The sequence below is a fragment of the Corallococcus sp. AB045 genome (genome assembly GCF_003668895.1).
Classification (GTDB): domain Bacteria; phylum Myxococcota; class Myxococcia; order Myxococcales; family Myxococcaceae; genus Corallococcus; species Corallococcus coralloides.
On the sequence record NZ_RAWN01000242.1, the window covers coordinates 1 to 12,331 of the forward strand.

Genomic DNA, 12,331 nt, shown 5'->3' on the forward strand with positions numbered 1-12,331 from the left:
GGGCGGGAGGGGCGCGGATGAGCGACGACACGCTGTTGGATCGGCTCCAGCGCAAGGCGGACGGGCGGAACATCGACACGCGCGCGGGCATCCTGGAGGGCGAGGGTGCTCAGCAGCGGGTGAAGGACCCGGAGCCCACGCGGCATGGGATGGACGTGCTGCCCACGGTGCCCTCGCGGTCGGGGCCGGACAGCGCGGAGGCGCCGAGCTACTACGGCATGCCGGTGTTGAAGGAGCCGCTGTGGATCTGGACGGTCCCGGCGTACTTCTACGTGGGCGGAGTGGCGGGCGCGGCGAGCGTGCTCGGGGTGGCGCTGGAGCACCTGGGAGGACGGAGGCTGGAGCGGTTGGATGAGCGGTGTCACGCGGTGGCCACGGCGGGGGACATCGTGAGCGCGGGGCTGTTGATCCACGACCTGGGCCGGCCGTCGCGCTTCCTGAACATGCTGCGCGTGTTCCGGCCCACGTCGCCCATGAGCGTGGGGTCGTGGGTGCTGGCGGGTTCGGGCGCGGTGAACACGGCGGCGTTCGTGCTGCGACGGATGCCCGGGATGCTGGGCGGAGTGGGACGCGCGGCGGGGTGGATGGGCGCGGTGCTGGGCCTGCCGCTCGCGGGGTACACGGCGGTACTGGTGAGCAACACGGCGGTGCCCCTATGGCAGCAGGTGGGGCGCACACTGCCGCTGTTCTTCATGGCCTCCGCGACTGCGAGCGCGGGGAGCTTGTTGTCCCTGTTCCCGAACACGGACGCGGAGGAGCGCGTGCTGCGCCGCTTCCGTGTGGCGGGCAAGGTGGCGGAGGTGTTCACGCGCGAAGCGGTGGAACTGGAGGCGCGGCAGGTGGTGGAGGTGGGGAAGCCACTGCGCACGGGTGTGTCGGGAGCGCTGTGGACGCTGTCCCGAACGTGCTCCCTGGCGGGCCTGGTGATGGACGTGCTGCCGGGACGGGCGCGGTGGAAGCAGGTGACGGCGGACGTGCTGACCACGGTGGGCGCGGTGGCCGCGCGTTACGCCATCATCCAGGCGGGCAGGGCTTCCGCGAGGAATCCGCAGGCCACGTTCCAGGGACAGCGCCAGGGCCTGGGTGCCGCGCAGGTGGAGGGGAACACTGCGGCGTCGGATGGAAAGCCGCTGAGTTTCCCGCTGCCCGTGCTGGGCCAGGGCTCGGCGCCACGGGCGGGCATGCCCTACGCACGGTTCATGGTGACGCAGCCGGAGCCGTGACGCCGCGCCTTACCTTGTCGGTAGGGAGTGCTACGTTCCGGGCATGATTGAGTCCATCACGCTCCAGAACTTCAAGAGCTTCGGCGAGGAGCAGACGATCCCATTGGAGCCCATCACGGTGCTCGTGGGACCGAACAACTCCGGCAAGTCGAACTTCATGAGCGTGGCGCGGTTCCTGAAGAACGGCTTCCTGGCTGGGGCTCACGCGGCTGTATCCCAGGAAGGCGATGGTTTCTTCCATACCCCGGGAACTGGTGCTGGCCTCTGTAATATCGAATGGCAAGCAAACGGAAGTAGCTACATCTGCTCGCTGGACCGGCTCAGTTCCATCATCTCTGAAAAAGCATTCAGCAAAGCTGGCAGCGATTTCGAACGAGGAACTGACAACATCCGCGTCAACAATCGCCGCTACGGCTTCACTACCAGCAGTGATTTCTTCATTGCGAGTAGACTAGACCCCGACCACGAGGCATCCCGCATTCTAGACGAACTGTGGGATCCCTTCGTCGACACCAAGTTCATCAAGCTTTCTCTTGGTGCACTTCGTGCTGACAGCGAGGTAGTGCCGAATCCTGGAATTGGCGTAGATGGCCGGGGGATTGCGGCGGTTGTTGGCCTCTGGCGCGGTGCCATTCCCGAGAAGGTTCAGGCCTTGAATGGCTTCCTGTCGCGCTGCCTTCCTGAAATGAAGGAGGTCCTCGTACGGCCTGCGCCTGTTCCAGGACATCAACGGCTCTGGTTCCGGCAAAACGACGGATTGGCATTTGACGCAGAGCATGTCTCCGATGGCGTGCTAGCGTTCACAGCCTTGGCCATGCATGCGCTGAGCGCAGAGCCGGGGCAACTCCTCTGCATTGAAGAGCCTGAGCAGTCCATCCACCCCAAGCGGCTTCGCGAACTGGTGGATCTCCTCAAGGATCTTGTCCGTGAGCGTGGCTGCCAGTTCATCATCGCCACGCACTCGACCGTCCTTCTCAACGCCTTCCGGGACGAACCGGAGGCAATCCTCCTATTCCGTCGCTCCGACAAGGGAACGAGAGTGAAGCGATTGAGCGACGTCCCCGAACTCGTCGAGGCTCTCCAGCAGACACCACCAGGAGATCTCCTGGAAACCGGCGCCTTCAGCACCGCGTTCTGAACTCCCGTGCTCACAGTCGCCATCGCCAGTGAGTTCCACGCCTACGACGGGGAACTCTACCGCTACCTGCTTGAACGGGTCCTCGGCGCTCCCGTCGAAGCCTGGAAGAGCGAGATCGAATTCAACGGCTGCAAGCACGTGCGGAAGCAAGCCTGCCTGTACCTCAACAAGGCGGCGCAGCAGGGCGTTCGTCACGCGCTCGTCGCCATCGACAACGATGGAGGAAGCACACGCGGACTTCCCCACGACCCGGCGCACGACTCCGCCCAGGAATGTGCGAATGAGCACGGGTGCCGCGTGTGCTGGCTGCACAGCACCATCCCCGCGAGCTGGCGCGAAGCTCCCTACCGCTCCTGTGTGGTCGTGCCCACACAGACCCTGGAGACCTGGCTCCTCATCGCCAAAGGCCATGCGTTCACGGAGCCCTCTCCCGAGCAGCGCTATAGCCGTCCGGTCCTGAAGAAGGACTGCTACGGCAAGCCGCAGCCGTCCAGCCACGTGATGAAGGGCATGGCGCTGGAATGGCTCCAGCATCCGGAAGCCATCGCGCGACTCTCAGCACGCCCAAGCTTCAAGGCCTTCGTCGACCAGGTGAAGCGCTGGTGAACGCTACGGCAGCTGCGGCACCTGGGCATCCAGGCCCATTGCCCGAGGCGGCTGGGAGATCCACTGCGCCAGCGCTCCATCCAGGATCCGCCCGGTCGTGGCCGCGTCGTACTTGAGCGAGCGCCCCAAGGCGCGAGCCAATCCCACCAGGACGAAATCCAACTTCTCCGCCGCCCGCCGCACGGCGCTGTCCACATGCCGCGAAGTCCGCAGGTGCCGCGCAGCTTCACTGGCACGCGGTGCCCCCAACGCGGGCAGATGGTTCGACAGCAGCGCCATCAGCACATCCGGCCCCACGTCACTGGCGAGCGCCGCAAACCGTTCCCCCAGAAGCAGCACGAACCGTGCCTGCTCCTGCGGCTCGTCCGCCATCCGCGTTCCCGTATCGAACGACCAGCTCGTGAACCCCTCCGAATGGGGAACCCGCATCTCCGACAGCTGCTTGTGCAGCGACAGGATGAGCACGTACTCCGGCTTCCCACCCGCGTTCTCCAGCCGCACGCTGACGACCTGACTCCCGGTCCGCAGCCGCTCCTTGAGCAAGCGCAGGAAGGGCTCCCCCTCCGCGCCCTCCAGGGCGTAGCGAATCAGCGAGTTCCAGTCCCGGGTCATCCTGAAAGGCTCCATCCTTCCCCCTTCCCCGTCAACCTGCCCCGCGCGCCCACGTCCCGGACTCACCGCTCCGGCAACGTGACGCCATAGCGAACCAGGTCCTCCGGCGTGTTCACGTTCGCCAGGGCGCGCAGCTCCGGATCCACCGCGCGCAATGCGTCCACGTGCAAGGTCCGCGTTCGGAACCGCATCAGCAGCCGCCGCAGAGACGGATCCTCCACCAACGCTTCACCCCACCGCGTCACCAGCTCCGTACGATACGCCGCGAACAACGGCTCCCACCGTCCGTCCCGCTCGATGCACACCGCATCCACGTCCCCACTCCGCGCATCCAGCACCACCCGCGCCGCGGCCTCCGTCACGAACGGCATGTCGCACGCCACCGCGAACACCCACAGCGTGCGGGCCGCACCCAGGGCCGCATGGACCCCTCCCGGCGCTCCCTTGCCCTTCACGGCGTCCGCCACCGTGCGGATCCCGAAGCGTTCGTACGGCTCCGAAACATTCGCCACCAGCACCGTGTCCTCGAAATGCGACCCGAACGCTCGCAGCCGTTCCAAGGTTGTGAGCCCCTCCACGCTCAGCAGCCCCTTGGCCACGCCCCCCAGCCGGGTCCCCTGCCCCCCTGCCAGGATGGCCAGCGTCACGTCGGGAAAGGTCGCGGATCCGTCCATGTCCGCCGACCCTACACACCTCTCATCCGCCCAGAAAACGCTTCATCTCGCGGATTCCGCCAAGCCCCAGAGGGAGGGAGCAACCGCCATTCCCATGCCCCCCGTGGACAAGGCACGCGCACCCCGTCGTAGAGTCCGCCGCTCCCTCGCCGACTCATGCCGCTGACTCCCCTCCCCGCCGCGCGACTGGCCGCGCTCGATGCCATCGTGCCCGCGGCACCCGCTCGCCTTCCCTTGATGGAAGCCCATGGCCGGTTCCTCGCCGCTGGCATCGTCGCGTCACGCGCGCTGCCCGGCTGCGACAACTCCGCCATGGACGGGTGGGCCGTGCGCGCCGAGGAGACCCGGGGCGCCAACCGCGACCGCCCCGCGCGCCTGCGCATCGTCGACACCGTCTACGCCGGCCACCTCCCGCGCCGCGCCCTCCAGCCCGGCGAGGCCGCGCGCGTCTTCACCGGCGCCCCCCTCTCCCCCGGCGCCGACGCCGTCGTCCGCCAGGAGGCCGCGCGCCCCACCGACGACGGCACCCACGTGGACCTCTTCGTCTCCGTCGACCCCGGCCATGACCTGCGCCGCGCCGGCGAAGAGGTGATGCCCGGCACGCCGCTGTTCCCCGCCGGCCAGCGCGTGGACGCCACCGTGCTCGGGGTGCTCGCGTCGCTGGGCGAAGCCACCGCGCTCGTGCGCCCCGCGCCACGCGTCGCCGTCGTCGCCACCGGAGATGAGCTCGTCCCCCCCGGCCAGCCCGCGGCGCCCCACCAGGTCTTCGAGAGCAACCGTCTCCTCGTGGCCGCCCTGGCCCGCGAGGCCGGCGCGGACATCACCCATCTGGCCCGCTCGCGCGACGACGAGGCGGAGCTGCACGCGCAGCTGGAGCAGTTGGCGCCCCGGGTCGACGTGCTCATCACCACCGGCGGCGCGTCCGTGGGCGACAAGGACTGCGTGAAGCGCGTCCTCACCCGGATGGGCGCGCGCTTCCTCGTGGACGGCGTCGCGCTCAAGCCCGGCAAGCCCGTGGCCGTGGCCCGCCTGGGCTCCACCGCCGTCGTCGTGCTGCCCGGCAACCCCGGCGCCGCCACCGTCGCCTTCGACCAGTTCGCGCGGCCCCTCCTCTTCAAGCACCAGGGCGTCATCGAACAGCGCCGCGTCACCCGCGCCCGCCTCTCCGAGCCCCGCCACAAGCAGGCCGGCCTCACCTACCTGGTCACCGTCGCGGCGCTCGAGACGCGCGAGGACAGCGTCGAACCGTGGGCCCGCCTGCGTCCCCAGGGCGCCGGACAAATCCTCCAGAACGTGGCGGCCCGGGGCTGGGCCGTGCTCCCCGCCGGCCGCGCCGACTTCGCCCAGGGCGAGTCCGTGGACGTGCAGCTCTTCGAGCAGCCAGACTTCCAAGCCGTGGAGGCCGCGTGAAGCCGCCTCCCGCGCTCGCCCTCATCGGCCACTCCGGCGCCGGCAAGACGACGCTCCTGGAGCGCCTGCTGCCGGAGCTGGCCTCGCGCGGCCTGCGCGTCGCGTACGTGAAGCACTCCTCGGATGCGCACCCGCTCCACCGCCCGGGCAGCGACACCGCGCGCCTGGACGCCGCGGGCGCGGTCCTCACCGGCTTCGCCACGCCGGACGGCACGCAGCTCACCACCCGGCAGCCCCTGTCCCCCTCGCTCCTCGCGCGCGACGCGGACCGCGTGGACCTGGTGCTCGTGGAGGGCTGGAAGGACGGACCCCTCCCGAAGCTGGAGGTGTGGCGAGAGGGCCTGGAAGCCCCGCTCGCGGCCTCGCGCCCCGACGTGCTGGCCCTGGTGACGGACGCGCCCGCGCTCCCGCCCACCGTGGACTCGCGCCCGCGCGTGCCGGCCACCGTCTGTGCAGTCGCGGACTTCCTCACCGCGTGGCTGCGTGATCAATCTTCGGCGCCGAAGGTCTTCCGTCCGGAACCGCGCGGCGTCACCCACCGCGCCGTGCGCCGCTTCGACGGAGACACGCTCCGTGCGGCCGAGGATGACCGCGTGGCCGTGGAGGAGCCCCTGGAGATCCGCGTGAATGGCGACCCCGTCGCCACCACCATGCGGACCCCCGGCCATGATCGCGAGCTCGCGGTGGGTTTCCTCTTCGCCGAAGGCATCCTCGACGACGGCGACGACCTGGGCAGCCTCTTCCACTGCGGACACCCCGGCGAGGAAGGGTACGGGAACGTGCTGGAGGTCGTCCCCGCCGCCGGCGCCGTGCTCGACCTGGAGCGCGTGGAGGCCACCCGCCGCGGCACCCTCACCACCTCCGCCTGCGGCGTGTGCGGCCGCCGCGGCGTGGACGACCTGATGGCCACCTGCGAAAGCGTCGCCCCCGGCCCTGTCCTCTCCGCCCACACCGTGGCCCGCGCCACCGAACGCCTGCGCGCCATCCAGCACACGTTCGAACTCACCGGTGGGGTGCACGCCGCCGCCGCGCTGGACGCCCACGGCGAGCTGCTCGCCGCCCACGAGGACGTGGGCCGCCACAACGCCGTGGACAAGGTGGTGGGTGCCCTGGTCCTGGCCGGCGCTGTGCGCTCCCCGCGCCGGTTGCCCACACCGCCCTTCCCCGCCGCCCCCACGGTCCTCGCGGTCAGCGGCCGCGCCAGCTTCGAAATCGTCCAGAAGGCCGCCCGCGCCCGCATCCCCGTCGTGGTCAGCGTGTCCGCCGCCAGCTCCCTGGCCATCGACCTGGCCCTGCGTGCCGGCGTGACGCTCGCCGCGTTCTCAAGGAACGGCCGCTGCAACGTCTACACGGCGACTGAACGCCTGGAGCCGCATCCCCAACTCTCGGGAATTCCTCATGACTTCCGCCATGACGCATCCCGATGAAAGCGCGAACATCCGACTGTCAGACCGGCATCGTACATGCAGTCGGCGGCTCCATCGGGTCACATGGGAGTCCAGGGGGGATCCAATGACCCCGCCAGACTTCACTGTCCACGCAAGGGAACTCACACCCGACGGCTGGGATGGGTGTCCAAGTTTTCACCTGTTGTCATGTCTTTCTTGCTGAGCAGTGGTTGCGCCGCGACGCACTATTTGGCAATCTTTCATTTCCTCCTGGTTAAACTTTTCTAGTCTAGACGGCATCCTCTGCAAGAGCCGAACGTGAGCAGAGGGGGGTGGACACGATGAGCAGTGCGACTGCAAGCGCCGAGGTCAAGGCATCCGAGGCGACGGGGGTGACGGCCGCGGCCGAGGTCACCGATCCGCCGCGCCTGGCTCCTGGCTTCGCGGCGAAGCTGAACCTCACCGTGGATGTGGCGCTGCTGGTGGCGGTGCTGCTGGGCTCCGCCTATATGCGCGGCGGGCTGACGTTCCCCATGAGCTGGGAGCTGCCCAGCATGGTGGTGACGGCGGTGCTGGTGTGGCTCATCACGGGCACGGCGCTGTGCCTGTACGACTCGCGCTTCGCCGAGCGCAGCAAGCTGGACCACGTGGCGCTGGTGTCCGTCACCACGCTGGCGGTGGTGACCATCCAGGCGGTGCTGGAGCTGGCGATGCCCCAGTCGGCCCACGTGGGCCTGGCGCCGCTGCTCTTCATCTTCTGGCCGGTGGCGCTGCTGCTGCGCCTGGGCGTCTTCCGCCAGGTGGCCTCGCAGGAGGCCCCCACGGAGGAGGTGCTCATCGTGGGCACCGGCGCCATGGGCCGCTACACGGGTGAGGACCTGCTCAAGCGCGGCCGTCACAAGATCCTGGGCTACGTGCGCTTCCCGGAGGACCACGCCTCCGGCGACAGCCTGCCCTCGGACGTGCTGGGGCCCGCGGACGAGCTGGAGCGCCTCTTGCGCACGCTGCCCGTCAGCGAGGTCTACATCGCGGGCAACACGCTCAAGCAGGGCGAGTCCATGCAGGCGGCCATCAAGCTGGCGGAGCGCTTCGGCGTGCCGTTCGCGCTGCCGGCGCACTCGTTCCGCCTGGACCGCGCCCGCCCGGTGGAGTCCCGCGCGGTGGCGGACGGCTACCTGCACTTCGCCGCGGTGGCGCCCAAGCCGCACCAGATGGCCATGAAGCGCCTGTTCGACATCGCGGTGTCCGCGGTGGCGCTGTGGGCCCTGCTGCCCCTGTTCGCGGTGGTGGCCGCCTGCATCAAGCTCACCTCGCGCGGCCCCATCTTCTTCAAGCAGCTGCGCACCGGTCAGCACGGCAAGCCGTTCTACATGCTGAAGTTCCGCTCCATGGTGGTGAACGCGGAGGAGCTCAAGGAGCGGCTGGCCGCGCAGAACGAGCAGACCGGCCCCGTCTTCAAGATGAAGAACGACCCGCGCATCACCGGCATCGGTCGTTTCATCCGCAAGTTCTCCATCGACGAGCTGCCCCAGTTCCTCAACGTGCTCCGCGGTGAGATGAGCATCGTGGGTCCGCGCCCGCCGGTGCCCAGCGAGGTGGCGAAGTACGAGACGTGGCAGCGCCGCCGCCTGTCCGTGCGCCCGGGCCTCACCTGCATCTGGCAGGTGTCCGGCCGCAACCAGATCTCCTTCGAGCAGTGGATGTACCTGGACATGCAGTACATCGACCACTGGAGCCTCACCGGCGACCTGCGGCTGCTCCTGCAGACGGTGCCGGTGGTCATCACCGGTCGCGGAGCAAGCTAGCAACCGGAGTGTCATCCCCGGGCCCGGCGTTGACGCGCCGGGCCCGTTCGTCTTTCCATGGGGCGGGCCTTCCTCCCCTTGGGTGCACAGCAGCCCCGAAGGCCCGCGTCTTCCATGACCGTGAACAGTCCGACCTCCCCCTCCGCTGAAGCCGATGACGGCGCCCGTGCGAACGAAGTGCGCGGCGCGGTCCGCAGCACCCTGCAGCTCGGTGGCTCGCTGATGGTGACGTACGCCATCGCGCTGGGCATCCGCGCGCTGATGCCGCGCTACCTGGGGCCGGAGGCGTTCGGCTACTTCAACTGGTCGGAGGCGTTCGCCGCCACGTTCTTCGTGGCCACGAACCTGGGCCTGGAGACGTACATCCGCAAAGAGGTCCCCGTCCGCCCGGAGCACGCGAGCGACTTCTTTGGCACCACGATGCTCCTGCGCCTGGCGATGACGCTCGTCCTGATGGTGGCGCTGGCGCTGGTGCTCCACCACACCGGCGAGCCCCCAGAGGTGCAGCACCTGGTGCAGTGGTTCGCGGTGGCCCAGTCGCTCATGGTCATCAACGCGTCCATGGCCGCGCTGCTGCACTCCAAGGGCAAGGTCGCGGGCCTGTCCGTCTCCAACGTCATCACCAAGATTGTGTGGGGCGGCGGCCTGGCGCTGATGGCCGCGTTCGGCGTGGGCCTGCAGTGGCTGGCCGTGCCCATGGTGCTGTCGGAGGCGGTGAAGCTCATCATCAGCTGGAAGCTGGCGAAGGAGCACCTGGGGCTGAAGTTCCGCGTCGACCTCACCGCGACGAAGAAGGTGATGAAGGCGTGCCTGCCGTTCTTCCTCACGGCGGCGGCGCTGGCGTGCAACGGGCGCACGGACATGACGCTGCTCGGCAAGCTCGCGTCGAAGGAGGAGGTGGGCTGGTACGGCGGTGCGTTCAGCATCGCGGGGCTCACGTTCCTCATCTCCCCCATCTTCGGTTGGGTGCTGATGCCCATGATGTCGCGCGCGGCGGCCCGCTCCCCGGAGGAGCTGTCGAACCTGACGCGCCGCTCGCTGGAGGGCGTGCTCGCGTTCACCGTGCCGGTGATGATGGCCATGGTGCTGGGCGCGGACCTGTGGGTGCGCCTGATGTGCGGCCCCGGCTTCGAGCCCGCGGCGCTGCCCCTGCGCGTGCTGTCCCCCATCTTCGTGATGGCCTACGTCACCATGGTCAGCAGCATCTGGCTCACCATGTCCAACAAGGAGTGGTGGGTGACGCTGGCGGCCACCATGGGCGCGGTGGTGAACCCCATCCTCAACCTGATGCTCATCCCGTCGCTGTACGGCCGCATTGGCCCGTCCGGCGGCGCCACCGCCACGGCGCTCTCCATGTTCCTCACGGAGGTCATCGTCACGGTGCTGTTCCTCAGCCGCATGGGGAGGAACTCCTTCGACCGGCGCTCCCTCCTCATGGTGGCCAAGACGGCCGCGGTGTGCGTGGGCTGCGTGGTCCTGGACCGGGTGCTGTCCGGGGCGGGCATGCAGGCGTGGCCCCGGCTGGGGCTGACGGCCACCGCCTACGTGGTGGGCGTGCTGGGCACCGGCGCCGTGCGCCCCTCGGAGCTGCTCCAGGTCGTGCGCATGGCGAAGCAGCGCGGTGGTAATGGTTCCGACGTGGCCGTGCCGGCCGCCCCTGCCGCGTGAGGAGCTTCTAGCGCCATGCCGTCCCGCCCGTCCCGATTCCGCGGTCCCGTCTCCCGCGCGCTCGCGTGCGCCGGGTTGCTCCTGCTGGCCCCCGCGTGCAGCGGCCTGGGCAAGTACACCTGGGTGAACGACTACCAGGAGAAGCCCGTCGCGTCGGACGAGGCCTACCGCATCGTCCCCGGCGACGTGCTCAACGTGAAGGTGTTCGGCCAGGAGGCGCTCACCACGCGCGCCAGGGTGCGCGAGGACGGCCACATCAGCCTCACCTTCCTGGACGACGTGGAGGCCGCGGGCCACTCGCCGGCCCTGCTGGCGCAGCAGATCCAGACGCGGCTCAAGGACTTCATCAACCACCCCGTCGTCACGGTGTCGCTGGAGGAAGCGCGCCCCATGTCCGTGACGATGCTGGGCGAAGTGGCCAACGTGGGCGCGCACGTGCTGGACCCGGGCGCGACGCTGCTCCAGGCGCTGGGCGCCGCCGGCAGCTTCACCGACTACGCCCACCGCGACCGCATCTTCGTGCTGCGCCGGGACGACCCGCAGGCGGAGCAGCCCACGCGCATCCGCGTGCGCTACGAGGACATCATCCGCGGAGAGGGCCGCGCGGCTGCCTTCCGCCTGCGCCCCGGCGACGTGGTCGTGGTGGAATAGCCCGTGCTGGACGCGGCCCTCGCGAGCCTGTGGCTGGAGGTGGCCTCCGCCTCCGTGACGTACGGCGCCGCGGCCCGCGTGGACACCCGCGCGCGCTCCATGGACCAGCAGGCCACGGGGGAAGCCGTGTCCCCCCTGGCGGCGGACATGGACATCGTCCCCACGGTGAGCCTGAAGTACGACGACGGCAGCGCGGTGGCGCAGGTGGAGTACGCGCCGCGCATCTCCTTCCGGGAGGCCACCACCAACCCTCGCACCGAAGTGCAGCACGTGGGGCGGCTGTTGGGGGACTGGCGTCCCTCGCGTGGGCTCACGCTGCACGGCACCCAGGAGTTCGTGCTGGGCCAGGTGAACCTCTTCACCAACCTGCCCCTGGGCGGCAGTCTGGACGACGACCCGACGGTGCCCGGGGACACGCCGGCCCTCCCCATCCAGCCCCTGCCGGAGGGCGTGGACACGGTGTTCTTCCTGTCCTCGCTGACGACGCTGGCGGCGGAGACGGTGTGGCTGGGCCCGGGCTGGCGGCTGTCCGGCAGCGCGGGCTTCTCCGCCAGCGGCGGTCTGGATGACACGGCGAAGGAGGCGGTGCCCTTCCAGTACGGCCCTCGCGCGCAGCTGTCCCTGGGGAACTCCCCCGCGCCCCGGCACACGCTGAGCACCACGCTGGCCTACACGGACTCGCGCTTCTCCACCGGCGCGCGCGCCACCGTGACGACGCTCACCGGCGCCTGGACGCACCGGCTGGACCGGCGCACGTCGGTGGAGGCAGGGGTGGGCGTGGGCATGGCGTATTCCGTGCGCGCGACCGGGGAGGACCCCACGGATGACCCGGAGGTGCCCGGGGTCACCCCATCAGCCGCCTCGGCAGGTAGCCGACGGCTGAGGACCCTTCAGGTCGGGGGCGCGCCGGTGGAGGATCCGCCGCAGCGCCTGGAGCTGCTCCCGGACCTGACGCTGGCGGTGTCCCACCGGGTGCCGTCGCGGACGGCGGACTTCAACGGCCGGCTCGCCGCGCGGGTGACGCCCTTCGTGGACCGGCTGACGGGGCTCGTGTACCCGAGAGCAGACCTGACGTTGAACGGCACCTGGGCGCTGAGCCCGCGCTTCCGGTTCTCCGGGACGGGGGGCGGCGCTTTCGCGGTAGGCGGGGCCGTGG

11 protein-coding genes are annotated in these 12,331 nt (G+C 69.7%); 9 read left to right on the forward strand and 2 right to left on the reverse strand.

Annotated elements, in window-relative coordinates; all coding sequences use genetic code 11:
• The 3 genes from nrfD to D7Y21_RS36150 all read left to right on the forward strand — a co-directional run.
• Nucleotides 1-1,223, forward strand: a 1,223-nt coding sequence (gene nrfD, locus D7Y21_RS36140) for an NrfD/PsrC family molybdoenzyme membrane anchor subunit (protein ID WP_370039766.1), incomplete at its 5' end; no start/stop codon positions are given.
• A gap of 43 nt (nucleotides 1,224-1,266) precedes the next feature.
• The gene (locus D7Y21_RS36145; RefSeq protein ID WP_121718110.1) at nucleotides 1,267-2,361 is read left to right on the forward strand and encodes an AAA family ATPase; all 1,095 of its coding nucleotides are present in this window, start codon (nucleotides 1,267-1,269) and stop codon (nucleotides 2,359-2,361) included.
• Between the two features lie 6 nt (nucleotides 2,362-2,367).
• Complete coding sequence (locus tag D7Y21_RS36150; RefSeq protein WP_121718111.1) at nucleotides 2,368-2,967, forward strand: hypothetical protein; 600 nt, start codon at nucleotides 2,368-2,370, stop codon at nucleotides 2,965-2,967.
• Between the two features lie 3 nt (nucleotides 2,968-2,970).
• On the opposite strand, the gene D7Y21_RS36155 is transcribed toward D7Y21_RS36150, so the two are convergent.
• Both D7Y21_RS36155 and D7Y21_RS36160 read right to left on the reverse strand, forming a co-directional pair.
• Nucleotides 2,971-3,579, reverse strand: a complete 609-nt coding sequence (locus tag D7Y21_RS36155; protein ID WP_147469471.1) for a hypothetical protein — start codon at nucleotides 3,577-3,579, stop codon at nucleotides 2,971-2,973.
• Between the two features lie 62 nt (nucleotides 3,580-3,641).
• The gene (locus D7Y21_RS36160) at nucleotides 3,642-4,253 is read right to left on the reverse strand and encodes a molybdenum cofactor guanylyltransferase (protein WP_121718113.1); all 612 of its coding nucleotides are present in this window, start codon (nucleotides 4,251-4,253) and stop codon (nucleotides 3,642-3,644) included.
• A 156-nt stretch (nucleotides 4,254-4,409) separates the two neighbouring features.
• Between D7Y21_RS36160 and glp the strand changes: the two genes are divergently transcribed.
• The 6 genes from glp to epsX all read left to right on the forward strand — a co-directional run.
• The gene (gene glp / locus D7Y21_RS36165; RefSeq protein ID WP_121718114.1) at nucleotides 4,410-5,663 is read left to right on the forward strand and encodes a gephyrin-like molybdotransferase Glp; all 1,254 of its coding nucleotides are present in this window, start codon (nucleotides 4,410-4,412) and stop codon (nucleotides 5,661-5,663) included.
• Complete coding sequence (fdhD, locus tag D7Y21_RS36170) at nucleotides 5,660-7,090, forward strand: formate dehydrogenase accessory sulfurtransferase FdhD (protein ID WP_121718115.1); 1,431 nt, start codon at nucleotides 5,660-5,662, stop codon at nucleotides 7,088-7,090. The genes glp and fdhD overlap by 4 nt, the downstream gene beginning before the upstream one ends.
• A gap of 293 nt (nucleotides 7,091-7,383) precedes the next feature.
• The gene (gene epsZ, locus D7Y21_RS36175) at nucleotides 7,384-8,856 is read left to right on the forward strand and encodes an exopolysaccharide biosynthesis polyisoprenyl-phosphate hexose-1-phosphate transferase EpsZ (protein WP_120564612.1); all 1,473 of its coding nucleotides are present in this window, start codon (nucleotides 7,384-7,386) and stop codon (nucleotides 8,854-8,856) included.
• Between the two features lie 114 nt (nucleotides 8,857-8,970).
• Entirely contained in the window at nucleotides 8,971-10,524 is a 1,554-nt protein-coding gene (gene wzx, locus D7Y21_RS36180) for an exopolysaccharide biosynthesis flippase (protein ID WP_233591680.1), read from the forward strand.
• Between the two features lie 15 nt (nucleotides 10,525-10,539).
• Nucleotides 10,540-11,175 carry an exopolysaccharide export protein EpsY gene (gene epsY / locus D7Y21_RS36185; RefSeq protein WP_120564613.1) on the forward strand — a complete coding sequence of 212 codons (636 nt, stop codon included), beginning with the start codon at nucleotides 10,540-10,542 and terminating at the stop codon, nucleotides 11,173-11,175.
• A 3-nt stretch (nucleotides 11,176-11,178) separates the two neighbouring features.
• Nucleotides 11,179-12,331, forward strand: a 1,153-nt coding sequence (epsX, locus tag D7Y21_RS36190; RefSeq protein ID WP_121718116.1) for an exopolysaccharide export protein EpsX, incomplete at its 3' end; no start/stop codon positions are given.

What these genes read in the sequence shown, in the direction of transcription:
- D7Y21_RS36145 (WP_121718110.1), top strand. Translation starts at nt 1,267, where the DNA reads ATGATTGAGTCCATCACGCTCCAGAACTTCAAGAGCTTCGGCGAGGAG.
- D7Y21_RS36155 (WP_147469471.1), bottom strand. Translation starts at nt 3,579, where the DNA reads ATGACCCGGGACTGGAACTCGCTGATTCGCTACGCCCTGGAGGGCGCG.
- D7Y21_RS36160 (WP_121718113.1), bottom strand. Translation starts at nt 4,253, where the DNA reads ATGGACGGATCCGCGACCTTTCCCGACGTGACGCTGGCCATCCTGGCA.
- glp (WP_121718114.1), top strand. Translation starts at nt 4,410, where the DNA reads ATGCCGCTGACTCCCCTCCCCGCCGCGCGACTGGCCGCGCTCGATGCC.
- wzx (WP_233591680.1), top strand. Translation starts at nt 8,971, where the DNA reads ATGACCGTGAACAGTCCGACCTCCCCCTCCGCTGAAGCCGATGACGGC.
- epsY (WP_120564613.1), top strand. Translation starts at nt 10,540, where the DNA reads ATGCCGTCCCGCCCGTCCCGATTCCGCGGTCCCGTCTCCCGCGCGCTC.